Annotated in this window: 20 protein-coding genes; 5 read left to right on the forward strand and 15 right to left on the reverse strand. The window is 61.0% G+C overall.

The window, feature by feature from the left end:
* Window positions 1–101: 101 nt before the first annotated feature.
* Window positions 102–1,115: a glycosyltransferase family 2 protein gene (locus Q7L05_RS05705; RefSeq protein ID WP_303903247.1), complete on the reverse strand. Its 1,014-nt coding sequence runs from the start codon at window positions 1,113–1,115 to the stop codon at window positions 102–104.
* Between the two features lie 48 nt (window positions 1,116–1,163).
* Between Q7L05_RS05705 and Q7L05_RS05710 the strand changes: the two genes are divergently transcribed.
* Window positions 1,164–1,703 (forward strand): protein disulfide oxidoreductase, encoded by a 540-nt coding sequence (locus tag Q7L05_RS05710; protein ID WP_303903250.1) that lies wholly within the window; start codon window positions 1,164–1,166, stop codon window positions 1,701–1,703.
* A gap of 81 nt (window positions 1,704–1,784) precedes the next feature.
* Here Q7L05_RS05710 and pap read toward each other — a convergent pair whose 3' ends face one another.
* Window positions 1,785–3,260, reverse strand: coding sequence for a polyphosphate:AMP phosphotransferase (pap, locus tag Q7L05_RS05715; RefSeq protein ID WP_303903253.1), 1,476 nt, complete (start codon window positions 3,258–3,260; stop codon window positions 1,785–1,787).
* A 222-nt stretch (window positions 3,261–3,482) separates the two neighbouring features.
* On the opposite strand from pap, the gene Q7L05_RS05720 reads away from it, so the two are divergent.
* Window positions 3,483–3,875, forward strand: a complete 393-nt coding sequence (locus Q7L05_RS05720) for a hypothetical protein (RefSeq protein WP_303903256.1) — start codon at window positions 3,483–3,485, stop codon at window positions 3,873–3,875.
* A 133-nt stretch (window positions 3,876–4,008) separates the two neighbouring features.
* Here the strand turns inward: Q7L05_RS05720 and Q7L05_RS05725 are convergent, their stop codons facing one another.
* The 12 genes from Q7L05_RS05725 to Q7L05_RS05780 all read right to left on the reverse strand — a co-directional run bounded on the left by Q7L05_RS05725 (window position 4,009) and on the right by Q7L05_RS05780 (window position 14,754).
* Window positions 4,009–4,761, reverse strand: coding sequence for a glycosyltransferase family 2 protein (locus tag Q7L05_RS05725; protein WP_303903259.1), 753 nt, complete (start codon window positions 4,759–4,761; stop codon window positions 4,009–4,011).
* The gene (fabG, locus tag Q7L05_RS05730) at window positions 4,758–5,477 is read right to left on the reverse strand and encodes a 3-oxoacyl-ACP reductase FabG (protein ID WP_303903262.1); all 720 of its coding nucleotides are present in this window, start codon (window positions 5,475–5,477) and stop codon (window positions 4,758–4,760) included. Before fabG ends, Q7L05_RS05725 begins: the two co-directional genes overlap by 4 nt.
* A complete protein-coding gene (locus Q7L05_RS05735) occupies window positions 5,474–5,908 on the reverse strand; it encodes a 3-hydroxylacyl-ACP dehydratase (protein WP_303903265.1) in 435 nt (144 codons plus the stop codon). The genes fabG and Q7L05_RS05735 overlap by 4 nt, the downstream gene beginning before the upstream one ends.
* The gene (locus Q7L05_RS05740; RefSeq protein WP_303903269.1) at window positions 5,905–6,699 is read right to left on the reverse strand and encodes a beta-ketoacyl synthase chain length factor; all 795 of its coding nucleotides are present in this window, start codon (window positions 6,697–6,699) and stop codon (window positions 5,905–5,907) included. Before Q7L05_RS05740 ends, Q7L05_RS05735 begins: the two co-directional genes overlap by 4 nt.
* The gene (locus Q7L05_RS05745) at window positions 6,693–7,871 is read right to left on the reverse strand and encodes a beta-ketoacyl-[acyl-carrier-protein] synthase family protein (RefSeq protein WP_303903272.1); all 1,179 of its coding nucleotides are present in this window, start codon (window positions 7,869–7,871) and stop codon (window positions 6,693–6,695) included. The genes Q7L05_RS05740 and Q7L05_RS05745 overlap by 7 nt, the downstream gene beginning before the upstream one ends.
* A 57-nt stretch (window positions 7,872–7,928) precedes the next feature.
* Window positions 7,929–10,325, reverse strand: coding sequence for an MMPL family transporter (locus tag Q7L05_RS05750; RefSeq protein WP_303903275.1), 2,397 nt, complete (start codon window positions 10,323–10,325; stop codon window positions 7,929–7,931).
* 272 nt (window positions 10,326–10,597) lie between these two features.
* Complete coding sequence (locus Q7L05_RS05755) at window positions 10,598–11,446, reverse strand: LolA-related protein (RefSeq protein WP_317623096.1); 849 nt, start codon at window positions 11,444–11,446, stop codon at window positions 10,598–10,600.
* Complete coding sequence (locus Q7L05_RS05760) at window positions 11,343–12,236, reverse strand: LpxL/LpxP family acyltransferase (protein WP_303903282.1); 894 nt, start codon at window positions 12,234–12,236, stop codon at window positions 11,343–11,345. The genes Q7L05_RS05755 and Q7L05_RS05760 overlap by 104 nt, the downstream gene beginning before the upstream one ends.
* Window positions 12,236–12,529, reverse strand: coding sequence for a hypothetical protein (locus Q7L05_RS05765; RefSeq protein ID WP_303903285.1), 294 nt, complete (start codon window positions 12,527–12,529; stop codon window positions 12,236–12,238). The genes Q7L05_RS05760 and Q7L05_RS05765 overlap by 1 nt, the downstream gene beginning before the upstream one ends.
* A gap of 8 nt (window positions 12,530–12,537) precedes the next feature.
* Window positions 12,538–13,851: an AMP-binding protein gene (locus Q7L05_RS05770; protein ID WP_303903288.1), complete on the reverse strand. Its 1,314-nt coding sequence runs from the start codon at window positions 13,849–13,851 to the stop codon at window positions 12,538–12,540.
* On the reverse strand, window positions 13,848–14,489 hold the full coding sequence (locus Q7L05_RS05775; RefSeq protein ID WP_303903291.1) for a hypothetical protein: 642 nt from the start codon (window positions 14,487–14,489) through the stop codon (window positions 13,848–13,850). Before Q7L05_RS05775 ends, Q7L05_RS05770 begins: the two co-directional genes overlap by 4 nt.
* A 4-nt stretch (window positions 14,490–14,493) precedes the next feature.
* The gene (locus Q7L05_RS05780) at window positions 14,494–14,754 is read right to left on the reverse strand and encodes a phosphopantetheine-binding protein (protein ID WP_303903294.1); all 261 of its coding nucleotides are present in this window, start codon (window positions 14,752–14,754) and stop codon (window positions 14,494–14,496) included.
* A 119-nt stretch (window positions 14,755–14,873) separates the two neighbouring features.
* Between Q7L05_RS05780 and Q7L05_RS05785 the strand changes: the two genes are divergently transcribed.
* Window positions 14,874–15,731, forward strand: a complete 858-nt coding sequence (locus Q7L05_RS05785) for a MipA/OmpV family protein (protein ID WP_303903296.1) — start codon at window positions 14,874–14,876, stop codon at window positions 15,729–15,731.
* A gap of 364 nt (window positions 15,732–16,095) precedes the next feature.
* Here Q7L05_RS05785 and Q7L05_RS05790 read toward each other — a convergent pair whose 3' ends face one another.
* The gene (locus Q7L05_RS05790) at window positions 16,096–16,761 is read right to left on the reverse strand and encodes a YdcF family protein (protein ID WP_303903298.1); all 666 of its coding nucleotides are present in this window, start codon (window positions 16,759–16,761) and stop codon (window positions 16,096–16,098) included.
* 212 nt (window positions 16,762–16,973) lie between these two features.
* Between Q7L05_RS05790 and Q7L05_RS05795 the strand changes: the two genes are divergently transcribed.
* Both Q7L05_RS05795 and Q7L05_RS05800 read left to right on the forward strand, forming a co-directional pair.
* A complete protein-coding gene (locus Q7L05_RS05795; protein ID WP_303903300.1) occupies window positions 16,974–17,930 on the forward strand; it encodes a dialkylrecorsinol condensing enzyme in 957 nt (318 codons plus the stop codon).
* Window positions 17,927–19,081 carry a beta-ketoacyl-ACP synthase III gene (locus tag Q7L05_RS05800; RefSeq protein ID WP_303903303.1) on the forward strand — a complete coding sequence of 385 codons (1,155 nt, stop codon included), beginning with the start codon at window positions 17,927–17,929 and terminating at the stop codon, window positions 19,079–19,081. Before Q7L05_RS05795 ends, Q7L05_RS05800 begins: the two co-directional genes overlap by 4 nt.
* Window position 19,082: the final 1 nt, after the last annotated feature.

Consider the following 19,082-nt stretch of genomic DNA (forward strand, 5'->3'; position numbering starts at 1 on the left):
CCCTTCCCCACTCACACCTCACCACTCACCACTAGCCACACGCCACTCACCACTCGCCACTCGCCACTCACCACTCGCCACTCGCCACTCGCCACTAAGCATCACCCCACCATCAGGTAGTCGCGGCCCCGCCGATATCCCAGATCATGCAGGTAATCGGCGATGCGTGCCGGCGCGCCATGGTTGTTGACGAAGGAGAGCACGAAAGGACGAGGAGTGCACTCTAGCCACTGCGGGGCAACGACCGGGGCATCGGCGAAGCGCTTGCCGATCTTTGTTGAGTCGATATCGATCCAGGCGGCAGGTCCGAGGCCCTCTCTGATCAGTCGATCGGCACGCCGTCGGCTCTTGCGGCCGGCGCCCCAAAAGGCGAGCGGCCGGCCGCTGTAGAGGCGTGGGTCACAGAGCAGATAGGCGGCACGCAGCCGGTCGAATGCATCGCGGCTGTAGTGTTCGTCGGTCCGTGTCAGCCGACCGGCGCTCTCCCGCCAGTCGAGGAGCTCTTCCGGTACTTTCGCCAGCCTGCGGCCGGCGTGTACCAGGCGCAGAATGAGCTCATAATCCTCGGGGAAATTGCCGTCACGATAGCCGCCCAGGCTCTGGATCGTTTCCTTGCGAAACATCACTGTGGGGTTGGCGATCGGCAGCTCGACATAGACCTCATCGGCGATCGCTTCGGGCGTCAGGCAGGCGTTTTGCCAGCGGATATAGCTTTGCAAACCCTCCTGAACCGCCTCTCGGGGAAATAGCTGTACCTGTGTACCTACCAGATCGATCTCCGGATTCATCTCCAGCCACGTCTTTTGCTTTCGCAGACGCTCGGGGTGCATCCGGTCATCGGCATCCATTCGGGCGATGACCGGCGCCCGGGCTGCCGCGATCCCGGCGTTCATGGCTTTCACCACCCCTGCATGGGGTCGTGGAAGCAGGCGGAGGCGCGAATCCCGGCGGGCATACTCGCGCACGACACTGGCGGAGGCATCCCGTGAGCCATCATCCACGGCCACCAGTTCGTAATCATCGAACGTCTGAGCCCCGATGGAGTCCAGAGTTTCGGCAATAGTCGATTCGGCGTTGTAAAACGGCAGGACCACCGATAGGGCAGGGCATTTCATGGGCGGGGATGGTAACGTGAGCCGCCTTGCGGAAGAAGGGGTAGTTCGATGAACGAAATGACGCGTGCACACAGGTTGGGCGGGTGGCTCAAGAGGCGCGGCCCGCGTCTCCTGGGGGAATTGCTGCTTTTGCTCGTGATTATCCTCGCCGCCGAGTGGTTCATGACCCGTGACGCCGCGCGCGGCACCGCACCGGCATTCAGCGCTCAGACTGTAGCGGGTGAGTCTTTCGATCTGCGCCAGTTTCAGGGGCAGCCCGCTCTGATCTATTTCTGGGCCACCTGGTGTCCCGTGTGTAACGCCGAAAAAGGTACCATCGATACCCTTGCCGAAGAGTACCCCGTCATCACGGTGGCCATGCAATCGGGTGAGGCCGATGCGGTCCGGGACCACCTGAAGGAGGCGGGCGTCAGCTTTCCGGCCATCGCCGATCCCAACGGCAGGCTCTCACGGGATTATGGGGTCACAGGCGTTCCCGCCTTCTTCATTCTGGATAGCCGGGGCGATGTGGCCTTTGTTGCCCGTGGCTATACCACCGGCGCAGGATTGCGCCTGCGGCTGATGCTGGCGGACCTGGTTGGGTTTTGACAGGCCCTTTCGCAGGCGCGCCGGCGCGCCGCGGACGCGTGGCGTGCATCGGATATCGCGGCTTCCGCCGCTCCTGCGGGGCTACCCCAATGCCCGCTCCAGCCGTTCACAGTACACCTTGAGGGCCTTGATGCGGGCGTAGCGTTTGTCATTGCCCTCGACCAGGATCCACGGGGCGTATTCCGTGCTGGTCCGTTCCACCATATCGGCTACGGCGTGCTCGTAGGCTTCCCACTTTTCGCGGTTGCGGTAATCCTCTTCGGTGATCTTGTACCGCTTCCACGGCACCCTCTCGCGCTTCTGAAAGCGGCGCCACTGCTCCTCCTTGCTGATGTGTAACCAGTACTTTGTGATAACCGTACCGAATTCGGCAAGCTGCTCTTCGAAGTCATTGATCTCCGCGTAGGCGCGCAGCCATTCGTCGCGCCGCGCAAACCCCTCGATGCGCTCCACCAGCACCCGGCCATACCAGCTTCGGTCATAGATGGTGATGGCGCCCGCACGCGGAATGTGTCGCCAGAAGCGCCACAGATAATGGTGGGCACGCTCTTCGTCGGTGGGTGGGCCGACCGATATGGCCCGGTAGTTGCGCGCATCGAGGGCGGGAACGATGCGGCGGATGACCCCTCCCTTGCCGCCGGCATCCCAGCCCTCGAAGACGAGAATAGAGGAGATCTTCTTCTCTCTGGCAGCCCTGGCCAGACGGCCCAGGCGGCTCTGGTATTTCTGCAGCTCCGCCTTGTAGCTCTTTTTGGAAAGGCTCTTGGCGAGATCCAGTTGACCCAGGAGATCGTGGGTGCGGGAGGCCATCGGTTGGTGGTGTGGCTTATCCACCGGCGCGAGCCTCCAGTGCCGGTCTCGCGCCAGATGCTTTTCGATTCGTTCGAGGATGTGCTCGCCGACCTGCAGATGCCGATAGCGCTCATCGACCCCCTCGACCGGCGTCCAGGGGACCTCGTCGGTGCCGGTCTCGTGAAGCACGTGTTCGGCGATCGAGCGGAAGCGGTCGTAGAGCTTAAGGTGTTCCTTGTCCTGTCTGGTGACCCGCCAGGCGGTGTCCGGGTTCGATTCCAGCGCTTTCAGGCGCTTCTTCTGATCCTTTTTCGACAGGTGCAGCCAGAACTTGATAATCAGGGCCCCGTCGTCGACCAAGGTCTTTTCGAAGGTCCTGATGCGGGTGAGCCGAGCGTCGAGAGCGGCCCTGGTGATGTCGTTCCCGATCCGGCGCGCGATGGGATCGCTGTACCAGGAGCCGACGTAGAGGCCGATGCCCCCCTTCCGGGGAATAGCGCGCCAGAATCGCCAGTAATCGGGCCGCTCCCGCTCCTCATCGCTTTTTGCTCCAAATGCGAAGGTACGGAGAACACGCGGGTCCATCCACTCGTTCAGCATATTGACGGTGTCGCCTTTACCGGCACCGTCTACGCCGGAAACCAGGATCAATACCGGAATCCCGGCCTCCCGCACTGCCTGCTGGGCCTGCAGCAGTCGAACCCGCAGCTCCGGCTCACGCTTCCTGAATTCGTCTTTGGTGATCTTGTTGCCCAACTGGGCCATGCGAACCGGCCTGTTTCTTTGAAGATACTGATACCCTAGGGGTTATGTGGCCCGACAGGAAGAGCCGTTTTGGGAAAGAGAGTGGAATACCTCCCTGATAACCTGTTTGAAAGAGTGCGGGCAGCGTTTAATGGTTAGGGTAATCGCCAATTTTGCTGTGGCGGAGAGGATGCCCCCTATGGCAACATTACCGTGGTTAGGAAGCTAAAAGGAGTCATCCCGATGAAAACAATGATAAAAGTGCTCACCATCGCTTTGGTGGTTGGCATGGCCGCCGGATGCCGTACCGCGCCGGTGTACGACATCGATGATGCACCGGTGGTTGCGTCCACTGACAAGCAACTTAGCGCTGAACAGGTGAAAAAGGCAATCTTCCGTGCCGGAGGGGGGCTCGGCTGGGTAATGAAGGATAGCGGCAACAACCATCTCGAGGGGACACTGCGTCTGCGCAAGCATATGGCCCAGGTCGACATCCGGTATTCGCCGAAATCCTACTCCATTCAGTACAAGGATAGCCAAGAGCTGAGATACGACGGTGAGAAGATCCACCAGAATTACAACGGCTGGATTCAGCGCCTGCAGCAGCGCATCCAGGCCGAGATCAGCATGCTTTAGGTGTCGTCAGTCGGAAGCAAGCAGAGTGGTTGTGCCAATGCCGGTCAGTTGATGCTGACCGGCACGGCTTTTTGGGGCTGGGGAGTCGTGACTCGCCCGGTTCCGAGGGCAGGTCTAGTTCTCATCGGTTTCTTTATCGCGGTCTTGTCTTTAATGCCTGCCACAGCCCCCTCGGATAAAAGCCCCAGCGGAACAGTTTACCTGCCACCATCAGCACGATTCGGGTAATGTCGGCGACCGGCCGGAAGTGGCTCTTTCGAGCCCCATGCCGGTAGATGGAAGCGATGGGCGTCGCCTCACAACCGAAGCCCTGGCGCAGTGCCTCGATGATGATTTCGCTCTCGAAGACGAAACCGTGCGTGCGGTCGTGGTTGATTGTTACGGCCTCAATCAGCTTGGCGGGATAGAGACGAAAGCCGGATTGCGAATCCTGTACCCAGCGGCCGCCGGCCCAGGAGATCCAGAAATCGGCAAAGCGATTGGCAAAAAGTCGGGCCTTCGGGGCATTCTCGATATCGAGCAACCGGGCGGCAATGGCCAGGGCGTCCGGATGACGCCTTGCAGTGGCAAGCAACGATGGGATGTCCTCCGGACGGTGTTGCCCGTCTCCATCGAGGGTGATGACCGCCCGGGCGCCATCGGATACGGCGCAGTTCAGGCCGTGCGATAAGGTTGCTGCCTTGCCGCTATTGTGCTCGTTGCGAAGCAGCACCACGGGCAGTCCCTGCAGCTTTTCCACTGTGCCATCGGTCGAGCCGTCATCGACCACGATGACCCAGGGGAGTTGCGCAAGCGCCCGCTCGGCAACGTCCCGGATGGTGGCCTCTTCGTTGTACGCCGGAATGACAACAGCGGTGTCGGATGAGGGCTCGGCTTTCACGCTCACCCCATGGCTCCGTTGATGGAGATAATCTGGCCGGAGATGTAGCCCGCCCGATTCGAGGCCAGGAACGCCACCAAATCTGCCACCTCTTCCGGTGTTCCTGCACGCTGCATGGGTACGATCTGTTTGATCCTCTCCGGAGGGAAAAGGTCTTCAGTCATGGGAGAGGTGATAACCCCGGGCGCAACCACATTGGCGGTGATTCCTCGGGAGGCAAGTTCGAGCGCCAGTGATTTGGTGGCGCCCTGAACTCCCGCCTTGGCGGCTGCGTAGTTCGCCTGACCCCGGTTGCCAAGTACGCCGGCCACCGAAGAGAGGCTGATTATCCGGCCCCAGCGGGTGCGTGCCATGGGCAGAAGAAGTGGCTGGGTGACGCTGTAGAAACCATTCAGTGAAACGTCCACCACCCGACGCCACTGTTCCGGACTCATGCCGGCCAGCAGCGCATCATCGTGAATGCCGGCATTGTTGATGACCACCTGGATCGGCCCGGACTCAAGGGCCGCCTGCAGACGGATCCGCGCCGATTCGGTATCGCAGACGTCGAAACCGATCGCCTCGGCCGAACCTCCCGCCTCGCGGATCTCTTCCACGACCGCGTCGGCCGCTTCGGGGCGCGAATTGGCATGGACCAGCACGTGTAGCCGCTGTTCGGCCAAGCGCCGGCAGATGGCGGAGCCGATACTGCCGCTACCGCCCGTGACCAGGGCTCGTTTCATTGCGCTTCCCTTGGTTGGTGAACCACCAGTGCCTTTCCTTCCAGCAGCAGTTTTGCGTCGGAACTGACGGTGAAGGCGTACAGGAAGGCGAATTCGTCGCCACCCTCCCGTTGCGCTTCAATCGTCAGCGGCTCCGCAGTCTCATCGAGCCTCTCGGCATGTAGCCGGATCTGACGGAGCGCCGCGATATAGCCCACCTTCGGCGGCTCATTCCCTGCACTGCGCAGCGCTCCGTGCACCGCCATCGCCTGGGCGGCGTACTCGACACCGCAGACGGCCGGCAGGCCCTCCTCATTCCGTAACGGGTTGTCTGTCAGGCGGTGGGTGGCGCTGCGGCAAACGATACGGGCATCATCCCAATGCACCACCTCGTCAAGCAGGCACATGGTGCCCGCGTGGGGTATCGAGGCGCAGAGTTCATCTCTGGTCATGGCCGATACTCGACGCCGAGGCGGTGAGTTTCGCCGTGCCCGACGACAATCCTGGTCGCCTCCCGCCGGGCCAGGCCCGCCAGAAGTGGCAGTATTTGGGCCGCCGGATTGTCGCTGCGCAGTGTTTCCAGGGCGCTATCCGTCATGGTCGAAACCGGCGCATCGGATGCGGCAAACCGGACGTCGATACTGCCAAGCCCGGAGTCGGTCGGCTGCGGCGTCAGTACCAGTGCGGCGGCGAAGGGATACTTCATGGGACGCTTTTCGTTAAGCGGATCCGGAAAAGGCAGGTCGTAGAGCGCCAGCAGGACCGGGATCTCCTCGCCAATCACCTGGGCCGACGCAGCCATCAGGGCGGCGGCAAAGGTGGCGTCGTATCCCGCCAGGCTGGTCGAGGGTGTGCGGGCGCCGGTAGCGATGGACCAATAGCCGGCGGGCGCGTTGTGTACGGAGTTGTGAAAACGGGTGGGTGAAACCATCCGCATCGGCGAGGCGAGCGCCTCGCAGATCTGATCGGCGATATCGCCATCACCGTTGGCCGAGGCGAAGATGACCGCCATCTTCTCCGTGGCCGGCCCCCGGGCCGACACCGCCTCTTCCGAGACGTGTACCGCCAACCGGGTGCTTTTGCTGCTGCGGCGCCGTTCGGTTGCCGGCAGCACCTCCGGTGCATAGCGCCTCATTGCCTCTGGTTGGTAGGGCGATTTACCACAGAGGACCGCAGCAGCGTCTTCCCAGCCGTCGAGGCCTGGTGCCGCGATTGCCGCCGATGCGATATGCACGGTCAACATGAAAATTGGCCCAGCAGCAGGCTGCAGTTGTTGCCGCCGAATCCGAACGAGTTGGTCATCACCCGCTCGACCCTCCGTTTTTCGTTCTCCAGGAGCAGGCGGCTCTTGAGGGCCGGGTCTTTTTCGCCGGTGTTGAGCGTTCCGGGCAGGAAGCCCCGCTCGATAGCCATGGCGGAGATTATCGCTTCGGTGATTCCGGCCGCCCCCAGCGTGTGGCCGGTCCACCCCTTGGTGGAACTGCAGGGGACGTCGCCGAGTATCGAGCTGACGGCGGTATCCTCTGCGCTGTCATTGATCTGTGTGGCCGTACCGTGGAGATTCACGTAGTCCACCGCGTTCCCATCCATGCCGGCCCGGGCCAGTGCCGCCTTCATCGCAAGTGCGGCGCCGGCACCTTCCGGGTGGGGCGTGGACATGTGGTGGGCATCGCTGCTTTCGCCATATCCGAGCAGCGCCACTCCGTCGCGTTTGGGCCGCTCGAGCAGTACGAATCCTGCTGCTTCGCCGATGGAGATGCCGCTGCGGTCCGGCGCAAAGGGACGGCAGGCACTGGTCGAAACCAGCTCCAGGGAGTTGAACCCGTACAGGGTGGTCAGGCAGAGGCTGTCGACACCGCCGACTACCGCCGCGTCGCAAAAACCCGCACTAATGAAACGGCGGGCATCGGCGAATACCTTGGCGCTTGAAGAGCAGGCCGTGGAGACGGCGAAGGCCGGTCCGTCCAGGTCCAGATAACGTCGCACGAAATCGGTTATCGAGAAAAGATCATGACTGTGGCGGTAGCTGTAGCTGGCCGGCAGTCGTCCCTCCGCATCCCGGCGCTGGTAGGCCAGCTCGGTCTCGAGAATACCCGATGTACTGGTGCCGATGAACACGCCGATGCGGTCGCTCCCGTAACGGGCGCGTGCCTCCGATACCGCTGCGGCAAAGCCATCAAGAGCGAGCGCCCGTTCGGCGAGTCGGTTGTTGCGGCAGTCGAAGGCCGACAGCGCGGCGCTGACCGGCGACTCCTCCAGGCCGTCGACCCGTCCGATCCATGTATTCAGGTCCGAGTGCTCGAAATCGTTGCTGCGCAGGCCGCCGCGGCGTTGGAGCAGCGCATCGCACAGATCGGCGCTCCCTTCTCCGGCGGCGCTGAGGGTGGTGTAGGCGGTAAAAAGCAGTGGTTTCATCGTACAGAGTGAAGCCAGAAATATTCGCTACACCGGCGATTCAGTGCAGGCGATAATTTATCGGCGGGATGTGGCTGTGACCACCTTGTCCCGAGAGGGGCTATTATGCGCCATCAGGGCGGTAAAGATAAGGCTGAGCGGCGCACCGATGGCCACCGTGGCGCCGATGGCCTTCAGCACCGGGACAGCGGAACCGGCTAGCGCACCGAAAACCAGCACGGTGGTCATGTTGCAGACCAGCAGGGCGGTTGCTGTCGCCCGGCGTTCCGCCGCATCCGTGCGCAAGCGCTCGTAGAAAAGCCCGTAATCCAGTCCGATGCCGAGCAGGAGCAGTAGCGAAGAGAGGTGAAACAGAGAGAGCGGTGTTCCGCCCGCGACCAGCAGGGCGGCCGACATGACTATCGCCGCCGCGGTGGGAGTCATGACCCGGACCACTGCGCCGGGACGGCGCAGGGCAGCAAACAGCACGCCGACGATAATCAGTGCGCCGATAGCAAAAAGCCCCAGCGCCTCGTCACGATACCCGCCGATCAGCCGGGCCGCTTCGACCGAAAGGTCGAGGTGGGTAAGCCCCGGCGTCGTTACGGCAAACGCAGCGACGGCCTCCGGGGTTTTGACTCCGGACAGGGTGATGAGACCGACGGTCTGCCCCTCATAGGTTCTGAGCAGGGCCTGGAGCCGCTCGCCGAGAGGCGAGCCGTCCAGCATCGCGGGAAGCAGCGGCGGTAACGAGCGGCTGGCGTCGACATCGTTGGCGAAAGGCGAGAAGAGACCTCGGCGGAAGGGCAGGTCTTCGGTCGCCTTCTCAATCCAGCGCTTCAGTTTGGAAGCTTCCGGCAACTGCTGCTGCCTCGCTTCCTGCCGTGCGATGCTCGGCAGGTAGTGCGAGGGTAGTTCGAATCCTTGCAGGGCTCCGTCGGAGACCAGCTCTTCAAGCGCCTCCTCCAGTCGCTCTGCGGATTCCAGTACATCCTGTGTGGATCCCCGTTCGATGAGCAGCAGGTGGCGGACATCGGGAGCACCGATGGCGTTTCGCAGTCGGCGGTCCAGTTGTTTACCTTCCTCGGATAACGGACTGAGCGCACTGAGATCCCGCTCCCAGACCGTATCACTGCCCGCGAGGGTCAGCACACCGACGACTAAGAGCAGCGGCGGTAGCCAGCCGGCGCGACCGTTCATGTGTGCAAACAGCCGCTCCGCACGGTGACTCGTCACGGAAGGGAGGGTCGGCCCGAGTGTCGGCAGCACCCAGCGCGTGGTGGCGACGGCGGCGAGTAACCCGGTGATGGCGAACACGCCCAACTGGGAGAGGGCGGAAAATCCGGAAAACAAAAGCGCGCTGTAACCCAGAGCCGTGGTGAAGACGCCGAGGCGCAGGGTCGGCCAGAGACGGCGGGCCGCTGATGCCGTGGTACCGGTTTCTCGTGCATAACTGAAAAGATGAATAGGATAGTCCACCGCCACACCCACCAGGCTGAAACCGAAGGCAAGGGTGATTCCATGCAGGCTGCCGAAGGACAGGGTCACCGCGGCGGCCCCGGCCAACAGGCCGGTGGCCAGGGGCAGGACGCCGAGGATGACTACCGGTGCCGAGCGATACACGGCCAGCAGCAGCAGGAGTACGCCTCCGCCGGCGAGCAGTGACAGGCGGCGGGTCTCGCTGCTGATCAGACGTTTCGATTCCACAGCGAAAACCGCAGGGCCGGTCAGTTCCAGCCGCTGTCCGCTCTCCGCGCTATCCTCGAATGCCGTGCGGATCCGTTGCACCGCGGCGTGTTGTCCGTCCAGATCGAGAGTGTCGTCAGCCATGGTGATCAGGAGCAGCGCCTTGTCGCCCTCCGGTGTGAACCAGACGCCATGGTGCAAATGCGGTCCCTGCTGGCCGCCCCGCAGATTACGGGCTAGTTCACGACCGGCGGCAACCGGATCGGCCGATACGTTGCGATTGTCGACGAGAAAAGCTGAGCTCTGCGAGGTGATCTCCTCCAGCCGCTCCTCAAGCGCGTGGTGGAGACCGGCGGAGTCGAGCCGGGCCGCGGTATCGGTAAGCAGGTAACGGTAGCCAAACAGCGGTTCGGCGGAGGCGGTGGCGGTAAACGGTCCGTTCAGGACTCGTCCGAATTCGCCCTTGGCGGCAAGGAGATCGAGCATTCGGTTGCTGGTGGTCGCCAGTTTTTCGGCCTCGCCTCCCGAAAGGGCAGCGATGATTAGGCGGGAGGCCGGTCCTTGCTGCAACTCATCCAATAAGAATCGCTGCTGCTGGTCGTTTCCCTCCGGGAGAAATTGAAGAAGGTCGGTCTGGAGCGCTGGTCCGCGTAACAGGACGACACCCGCCAAAATCAGTAGGGCGGCCCAGAGTCCCGCCGGAGACAGATGGCGTGCGGTCACGCTTGGCAGCCTGTCGAACTCAGGAATAATCTGCTCGGCAGCATGCTCCTCGACAATAGGCTCCACGCTTTGTCTACGGCCGCCATCGACGACGGCGTGCGCTGCTCTACTACCTGCACCGACCCACAGGGATGTGGGAAATGCTGGAGGATGGCCGGGAGCAATCCCTGCCATGCAGGCGTGCGCCGATGGGAGAGCGGTCCGGATTTCCCCGATTTTTCGTTACGTCGAACCACTCGGCTTTGGCTCCTTGAGAGGATAGGTTACAGACGCTCTCTGCTACCGCCATCCATGGCGGCACGCGTCCCTCTGACGCCTGCGGTCCATGCTCGTTACGATTACCTGAGTCCGACAGGTTGCCGGGCGTCGATCTTCATCACCGTGTAATTACCGCTCGCCTCATAAGTGGTGAAGGTTCGGATGACGCCTCGGTTGCCTTCGATGAGGATGAGGTCGAGGGCGAAGCCGAGCTTGTCGCCCCGTGGTTTCAGTTCCATCCGCCAATTGGAGCGGGTGCCGTCGAATACCACGTGATAGAACCTCTCCAGCGTCTCGCGATCACCGGCCAGGGTGGCCCGGAAACTTTCGACGAAACCCTTCACCGGCGGTGCAGCGGAGAGCCGTATTTCCTTCGTCGGCTCCCCCTGCTTCTCGATTCGAAGTGTGTCGCCATCGACCACGAGCCGTTCGGGTTTGTCGGCCTCAACAGCCTTGATCATGCTGCTGGGCGCTTCGAAGCGAAGCCTCCCACTAACCTCGATTGGAGGCCCTTCGAGTATCGGGATGTGGCGAAATTCGGTGAACAGGAGTTCATCGGATTTTTCGGCGGCTATGGCGGCGAGCGTTTGATTGAGCGACCATCCATCGGATGCACCCGCTACTCCGAAGAAGGAGCAGAGTAGCGCAAACAGAGCGCCTCTGGGAGCCTGTCGGATTATGGTGCCCGCAGCGGGCAAAATGAGAGAGCGATCCCAAACTTTCGCGATTTTCGAGTCGCATAGTGGGTCTACGCAACGAGAAATCGGGGAAATTTGGGCCGCTCTCCCACCGGCGCAGTAGGAGCAGCCATCATCCGACAGGTTCCTAGGGTTTGGACCAGAAGTCATAGAAATTGAACCAGTTATAGGGCGCCTGTCGGCAATGGTGTTCGAGCCTGTCGGCGTATTTTTGCATCCACCGACGCACATCGTCCATTCGATCTTCACCTTCGATGGTGATCTCTTCGGTCAGTAGTTCAAAGTGGATCTCATAGCGGGAGCCGCCTCGAAGGATGCCGAATGCCAGGATGACGGGAACCTTCAGCAGGGCGGCAAGCAACAGTGGCCCCCCGGGAAATGCTGCCTCACGGCCAAAGAAGCGGCAGCAGATAGTGCGCTCATCGGTGGTGACCCGGTCTCCGAGTACACCCAGCATCTCGCCGCTGTCTACCGCCTCCTTGGCTCGAAGCAGGGTATCGGCGCAACCTATCGGAATCACAGTCCGGGTGATCTCGGGATTGACCGCATTGAGCGCAGCATTGATCTTTTCCGCGTTCCGGTCGTACATCAGCACCTTGAGCGGCAGCTCTTTTTCAAAGATACCTCCCGCCCGCATGATCTCGAAGCTGCCGAGGTGCGAACCGAGCAGAATGAGACCTTTTCCGCGATGGAAGTGCTCCATGACCAGGGACTCGCCATGAATGCTGACGTCAAAACGGTTTTTATCGCGGGAGAGCAGATAGACCCGGTCGAGGATCACCGCGGCAAAGGTATGATAATGGCGGAAAAGGTCGCGGACAGTCGGCTTACGCCCCAGCGCCTGCAGCAGGTAATCGCGGGAGGCGGCCCGCGACTTTCCTGAAAAGAGTACGAAGTAGAGCGATATGGGGTAGAGGAAAGCCCGGGCCACCGGTCGGCCCAGCTTCAGGGCAATCCACACAATCAGGCGGATCAAAAAGCGGCTGCCCCGCTCGGGTTGTCTCATCCACTGCCGGCTCATCAGAGGGCGTTTTCGCTGGCCGGGAGGGAACCGGTGGCGATGCCCCGCTCACCGACACTGACTGTAAAGTGCATGCGTCCGTCACGCCCCGCGGCCGTATCGACCGCGAAGGTCTCACCGGGCTTGAGCGGGCTGATGAATTTGACACTGCTGAAGACGGCCCCAGCGTTATTGATCCGGGCAGCACGCAACACATGGTCGAGGATCACCACACCCGGTACCACCGGATTGCCGGGAAAATGGCCCTGGAGTGCCGGGTGGTTAGCCGCAATCTGGGCCTTGTAGGGTGCCATATCGATCCTCAGGTTTTCGACAACAGTTTTAGTAATCGTTCGCGAGAGAGCTTGCCGCTGGCATTTCGCGGTAGCGCCTTGACACATTGCAGCGGGCGCGGCAAAAAGACCGGATCGATGCGTTTTCCAAGTTCCTGTAGCAACTCCCTTTTGGTCCGCGTCGGAGCCACCACGACAGCGGCCAGCCGATGTACATCACCATCGCTTGCATGCGGCACCAGAAAGGTACCGTCCTCCACGCCGTCAATGGAGTGCAGTTTGTGGTTGAGGTCACCTAACGAGCCCCGTTTGCCGGCGATCTTTACGAGATCGGCAGTCCGGCCAAGTAGCTCCAGGGTGCCGTCGCCGTTCTCCTTCAGCCGGTCATCCAGCCGGACCGGCCGGGACAGATGATCGGCTTCGGCCAACCAGTGGCTTCCCTCCCGGTGGATCCGAAAGCCCTCGAACGGTTCCCAGCCCGTTCCTTCCGCTGAGCGGCGGCTTGCCATGGCACCCGTCTCTGTACTCCCGTAGATTTCCTGGACGGGACAGCCGAATTGCCTTTCGGCGGTTCGAGCCATTTCGGTCGACAGGGGAGCGGTGGCCGAGAGTATAAACCGAAGCCCAGGCAGGGCCGTTTTTTCCGCAATACAGGCACGAAGATGGAGAGGGGTGGTTATCAGGATTCGCGGTTCAGGTACCTCAGAGAGCGCTTCGGCGAGGTTGCGCGGGAAGAATGGTCTCCCGGTATGGAACCCCCACCCCCATCGGAGGCCCAGCATGATGGAGGTTTCCAGTCCAAACATGTGTTGTGGCGGAACGGTCGCTACCAAACTGCCTCTCTCGTCCTGATCGAGACCCAAACGTCGGCCGATCCGTGTCGCACCGGACACCATTTCGCCCCAGCGCTTGGGATTCGACCTCGGCCGGCCGGTACTGCCGGAGGTAAATACTTCGGCCATAATCTGATCCCCGGAAAAGGCGGGAATCCGTTCTGAAGGTGCACTGCAGCCGGGTGGTTCGTGGAACTCCACGCAGGCCACCCCTTCCGGGCAGGGGACGCCGTCGGTCACGCATACCGGTCGCTCCCGGTCTGATACAACCTGTTTCAGCGCTTCGGGCACGGTACTCGGTGGTAATAGGTTGGGCCGCTTGCAGACAAGGCCCGCCGTCAGGGTTACCAGAAAGCGGTAGCGGTCTTCACAGACGTTGAGAATGGCGTTGCCGGTGGTCGGTAACCGCTCCGACAGGTGATAGACATCGCCCAGAAAAGTCCGTCCGTCGATGGGACCGTGTCGGTTCCAGGCCACCGGCTGTCTGTGCGATTGCAGCAGCGGAATCATGGTTCCCCCCCTCTTCCGGACAAGCTTTGCGGGTCGACTCTGTACAGGGCCCGGAAGAACCGGACTGCCGAGTGGTGCCGGAAGCGGATCAATCGAACGGTAAGTTCAATGGCGAACACTCCTGCGATGAACAGGTAGTTGAGCACGTTGGCGAAGAGTGACCAAACTGCAAGCGGCGCATAAACGGCGAGTAGAATCGACTCAATCAGCATCAGGGCGAAGAACAGGGTCCAGACCCGGGTTACTTGGCGTGTGTAGCGTTGGGTGTCCGGGTCAGTCTCGTTCATCAGTATCCGGGCGAACCGGGTTACGATTGGTTCAGCGCCGGCTTGCAGACTGCGACCGAAAAGGATCAATAGACTGAGACTGACCAGAATGGGGGGCAGGTAAAGGGCCTCATAGTCACCATTTACCATGCCGTAACTGCAAAGGCCCACCACTGCAGTGGCTACGGCGGCCGTGATAAACCTGTGGGACATCAATCCACGTGAGGCATGCAGCAGGGCGACAAGCGCCACTAGTCCCAATCCTGTGCGGGCATAACCGAAGATGATCAGAAGATGTAGCCCAACCGGGGCAGCTATGGTCAGTCCGATCGAGAGCCGAGTCAGTATGCGCCGGATGTTGGCGGCCGCCATCCCACTACTTCGCGTTTTCCGCGATGTGGGCACTCAGCGATCGGAGCGAGGCAAAGATATTGGCATTATCGCCGTCATCGGAGCGCAGTTGGAAGCCGTATTTTTTGGAAATGGCCATCGCCAGCTCCAGTGCGTCGATGGAGTCGAGACCGAGGCCCTCCCCGAACATGGGCTCCTCCGGCCGGATATCCTCAGGTTCCACGTCGAGATTCAGTGCGTCGACGATCAATTCGGCTACTTGCTTTTCAAACCTTTCGGACATCATTCCCCCTCTACACGAGGTAAAGCTTTTCGACTTCTGGACATGAAGTTCAATATGCCGCAAGACTGCAGCGCGCAGGATAACTACAATCGGGCGGCCTATTTTCCGGGGGGGGCGACACGGTGTCAATAAAGAAAACTCATCCGCCTGATCGGTCGTTGGCTGTTCAGGTAACCGTCATTGCGCTGATATTTCTGGTCGGAGGGCGAGCCGCCTGTGCCAAACAGGCCCCGATGTGGGAGTTGGGGGCTGGCATCGGGCACATCCGTTTTCCCGATTATCGCGGCGCCGAATCGATTTCGGACTATCGGGTCGGCTTTCCCTATCTGGTGTATCGCGGCGACCGGCTCAAGCTTGACCGCGAAGGTTTTCGTGGTCTGCTGTTCGAGTCCGAGCACTGGAAGTCCGATTTCAGTATCGATGGATCGGTCCCGGTGGACAGTGATAATGGGGGGTTGCGTGCAGATATGCCTGACCTCGACCCCGCCCTCGAAGTGGGGCCCTCGCTGGTCTATGAATTCAGCCGCAGTTCGGCCCGTACTGTTGCGCTGCATCTGCCTGTACGGGCGGTAATTGCCACCGACCTGCGAAAGGCCCATCTGGAAGGCTGGGTGTTTCATCCCCACCTCCGTGCCAACTACTGGGGTCGGTTCAATTTCGGTGTTTCCGCGGGTCCGCTGTTCGGGGCTTCGTCCTATCACCGCTACTACTACGCCGTCGATCCCGATTACGCCACCCCGGAGCGGCCCGCCTACCGACCGGATGGTGGTTATAGCGGTTTTCGCATCACGCTGAGTGTTTCGCGCCGGTTCGGCCGCTTGTATGTGGGATCATTCCTGCGCTATGACGACCTCTCCGGTGCGGAGTTTGCCGACAGCCCGCTGGTGGAGACGGAGCGGGCGGTGATGGCAGGGGTGAGCATGGCCTGGATCTTTGCTGAGTCGGATCGGATGGTGACCATCGCCGTCAACGAGCGTTAGGGTACCCCAGGGCAACCGCATACTTTGAAGTGAGCGGTGTAAGTCCTTGATAGCAGGTCGTCGGCAGCACGCCGCCAAGGATGGTGGTGTTAGACAATGCAGGAGCACACTTGTCGAGGGATGCTGCCGCCGAGCGTACACGATGAAAGACGATTGCTCCTGCATAATCTTCACTTCCCTACATCCCTGTAGGTCGTATTCACAGCGTACCGGCTATCAAGGACCTGGTTCGCTCGCCGGCATCAAGAATGTGAGTATGCATTTACCCTGAGGGTACCCCCACCGGCCCCATTCCTGTTGAAGGGTGTTTGAATCCGAGTTCGGGGCAGCACAAGTAGATGGACACTCTGCTGCCCCGGGGCAGTCAGTTGATGCGAGCCAAATTGAAGCGATTGCCTCTCCACTCCGACCAGCGCCTTCCGACCCGGTACCAGTGCAGGAAGTAGCCTTCGCGCAGAATGGCCAGCAGCTGGATCGGGCCGTAGGTGAAATGCTCTTCGGCCGCACACAGCCGATGGTTGAGACCGAGTCCGCGAGCCAACTCCGAGGTGCGAGCGAGATGGTAGCGGCAGGTTATAAGCACGGCGACGGGGTTTCCGAGCGCCGGGAGCATTTCGCGTGCCTGACGTAAATTCTCCAGTGTGTGCCGGGAGTGATCCTCCACGTGGATCGCCTCTGGCGGGATTCCCTGTCGGACAAGATATTCCCGGCCCGCTCCCGCTTCGGAGAGCTGTGCCCGTCCGGTATACCCACCCAGAATGAGGATGTGAGCGCCCGGGGTATCGGCGAATAGGCGTACGGCTCGATCGAGACGTCGCTCGAAATCGGGTGTCGGGGTGTCGCTTTGCAGTTTTTGTCCGAGCACAACCAGCAAGGGGCCGGCCGAGTGGGGCGGAGTTCGTCGCGCCGTACTCAGGACCCGGTGCGACTGCCAAAGCCAGGAAATGCCGCCCGTGACGACGATGATAAGAGAGGAAAGGGCGAGCATTCGAATACCATCACTGCCAATCGTCTTTAGATAATTATGCATAGTTCCCAATCCGCGGATGGAGCCTGACAGGCTGGCGCACCTCACCAGCATTTCCCCTTCTGTCCACAAGGGACAGCGTGACACACTGTGACGTATCATGTATTTTTCACGCCCGGTCGGAGAACCCCGCATTCATCGGCGTTAAAAATCAGAAGGGAGCATCGATAAAGCAGGCCGAAAAGGGTAGGTCACCGCTTTCTCGCTCTATTTCCATGGAAAAAAAGAGAGTCCTCGTTGTTTATTACTCCCAGACTGGCCAGCTGGCCCGTGTGGTGGAGTCCGTTATCGGTCCGCTTGCGGCGGAGCCGTCGATACGGGTCGATCTGGAGTGCGTCCGCCCCGAGAACGACTACCCATTTCCATGGCCCTTTTTTCGCTTCCTCGACGTCTTTCCCGAATCGGTCTATCTCGAATCCCCGGCACTGAAGCCTTGCGGCTTCGACCCTGACGCCGATTATGACCTCATCATTCTCGCTTACCAAGTCTGGTTCCTCTCGCCCTCGCTGCCCATCGCCGGTTTTTTGCAGTCCGCGTCGGGACGCCGGGTACTGGCGGGCAAACCGGTGGTTACACTAATCGCCTGCCGCAATATGTGGCTCACCGCCCAGGAGAGGGTTAAAGAACTGCTCGGGGCGGCCGGCGCCCGCTTGCTCGATAACATCGCGTTGGTCGACGGGGGAAATAGCCTTGCCACCTTTATTACCACCCCTCGCTGGTTACTGACCGGCCACAAAGGTCAAACGGGTGGCCTGCTGCCACCCGCCGGCGTGGCCGAGGCCGATATCCGGGATTCGGCCCGATTCGGTCGTGCGCTCGTTGCCGCCCTGCGCGGGAATCTCGAGCGGGGCGAGCATCCCCTGCTGAAAGGGTTGCGCGCAGTCGAAGTGGACGAGAGACTTATCGCCAGTGAACGCATCGGCTATCGGAGCTTCAAGGTATGGGGCCGGTTGATCCGGGCGGTGGGCCCCCAGGGCGCGATGCGACGCAAGCCCCTGCTCGCGATCTATTCGGTTTTTCTGGTGGCAATGATTTTGACCGTGGTTCCTGTCACCCTGCTGCTTCGTAAAGCGCTTTACCCGCTCATGCGGTCATCCCTTCAGCGGCAAAAGAGCCTATTGGAACTGCCTTCGGGTTCGGGTGATTTTCGACTGGAGGAGTTTAGGGAGTGAGTGCCGAGGTCTATATCAACCGAACCTCGCTCTTTTTGCCCGGGGAGTCCGTTGACAATGACGATATCGAAGCAATGCTCGGTGAAGTCGCCGGCCGGCGTTCCCGTTCCAAGAACATCGTTCTGCGCAACAACGGAATTCAGGCCCGGCATTATGTGCTTGACCCTGAAACGCGCCGTTCCCGTTATTCGAATGCCAGGGTCACTGCCGAGGCGGTAAAAGGTTTTGTCGACAGTGAGTTTTCCCTCGCCGATATCGACTGCCTTAGCTGCGGTACCAGTTCACCTGATCAGCTCATGCCCAGCCACGGTGTCATGGTCCATGGGGAGTTGCGTGAAGTGGGGCTGTGTGAAGTGATGGCCGCTTCGGGCATCTGCATGTCGGGTATAACGGCGCTCAAATATGGCTGGCTTTCGGTGCGCACCGGCGAGCACCGCAATGTGGTCGCTACGGGCTCGGAGGTGGCGTCCACCTTCATGCAGTCGAAGAACTTTGAGCCGGAATTACAGGCCCGCATCAAAGCACTGGAAGCGCGTCCTGAAATCGCCTTCGATCGTGAATTTCTGCGATGGATGCTCTCTGATGGTGCCGGCGCCGTACTGATGCAGGACCATCTCGCAGGACCGGGCCTCTCGCTACGGCTCGACTGGATCGAATCGCTCTCCTTTGCCTACCGTATGGAGACCTGCATGTACGCAGGCGCGGAGAAGGAGCCGGACGGCACCCTTCGCGGCTGGCGCGAATTTTCCGACCTGGAGGCGGCGGTGCGCTCTTCCGTCTTTACGGTCAAGCAGGATGTGAAGCTGCTGCACGAAAACATCACCCGCATCGCAGTGGAGGAGGGGCTGTCCGAAGTGAGGCGGCGTCGGGATCTGGAAGCCATTGACGTCGATTGGTTTCTTCCGCACATGTCCTCGGAATATTTTCGCCAACCTATCGCCGAAAGCCTGGAGCGAATTGGCTTTGCGATCCCCGGGGAGCGCTGGTTCACCAATCTGCAAACTACCGGTAATATCGGTTCAGCCTCCTGGTACGCCATTCTCGATGGTCTGGTCGACAGCGGAAAGCTCAGTTCCGGCGAACGACTGCTCTGCATGGTGCCTGAGAGTGGTCGCTTTTCAGTGGCTTACCTGCACCTGACGGTGGTGTGAG

Source organism: Thiohalomonas denitrificans, from assembly GCF_016841685.1.
In the GTDB taxonomy this organism is placed as follows: domain Bacteria; phylum Pseudomonadota; class Gammaproteobacteria; order Thiohalomonadales; family Thiohalomonadaceae; genus Thiohalomonas; species Thiohalomonas denitrificans_A.

Coding starts and splice junctions, on each gene's coding strand:
- Q7L05_RS05760 (WP_303903282.1), bottom strand. CDS start 12,236: ATGAGCCGGCAGTGGATGAGACAACCCGAGCGGGGCAGCCGCTTTTTG.
- Q7L05_RS05745 (WP_303903272.1), bottom strand. CDS start 7,871: ATGAAACCACTGCTTTTTACCGCCTACACCACCCTCAGCGCCGCCGGA.
- Q7L05_RS05790 (WP_303903298.1), bottom strand. CDS start 16,761: ATGCATAATTATCTAAAGACGATTGGCAGTGATGGTATTCGAATGCTC.
- Q7L05_RS05740 (WP_303903269.1), bottom strand. CDS start 6,699: ATGTTGACCGTGCATATCGCATCGGCGGCAATCGCGGCACCAGGCCTC.
- pap (WP_303903253.1), bottom strand. CDS start 3,260: ATGGCCCAGTTGGGCAACAAGATCACCAAAGACGAATTCAGGAAGCGT.
- Q7L05_RS05765 (WP_303903285.1), bottom strand. CDS start 12,529: ATGGCACCCTACAAGGCCCAGATTGCGGCTAACCACCCGGCACTCCAG.
- fabG (WP_303903262.1), bottom strand. CDS start 5,477: ATGAAACGAGCCCTGGTCACGGGCGGTAGCGGCAGTATCGGCTCCGCC.
- Q7L05_RS05710 (WP_303903250.1), top strand. CDS start 1,164: ATGAACGAAATGACGCGTGCACACAGGTTGGGCGGGTGGCTCAAGAGG.
- Q7L05_RS05755 (WP_317623096.1), bottom strand. CDS start 11,446: ATGTGCGTCGGTGGATGCAAAAATACGCCGACAGGCTCGAACACCATT.
- Q7L05_RS05720 (WP_303903256.1), top strand. CDS start 3,483: ATGAAAACAATGATAAAAGTGCTCACCATCGCTTTGGTGGTTGGCATG.
- Q7L05_RS05775 (WP_303903291.1), bottom strand. CDS start 14,489: ATGGCGGCCGCCAACATCCGGCGCATACTGACTCGGCTCTCGATCGGA.
- Q7L05_RS05780 (WP_303903294.1), bottom strand. CDS start 14,754: ATGATGTCCGAAAGGTTTGAAAAGCAAGTAGCCGAATTGATCGTCGAC.
- Q7L05_RS05735 (WP_303903265.1), bottom strand. CDS start 5,908: ATGACCAGAGATGAACTCTGCGCCTCGATACCCCACGCGGGCACCATG.
- Q7L05_RS05705 (WP_303903247.1), bottom strand. CDS start 1,115: ATGAAATGCCCTGCCCTATCGGTGGTCCTGCCGTTTTACAACGCCGAA.
- Q7L05_RS05770 (WP_303903288.1), bottom strand. CDS start 13,851: ATGATTCCGCTGCTGCAATCGCACAGACAGCCGGTGGCCTGGAACCGA.
- Q7L05_RS05795 (WP_303903300.1), top strand. CDS start 16,974: ATGGAAAAAAAGAGAGTCCTCGTTGTTTATTACTCCCAGACTGGCCAG.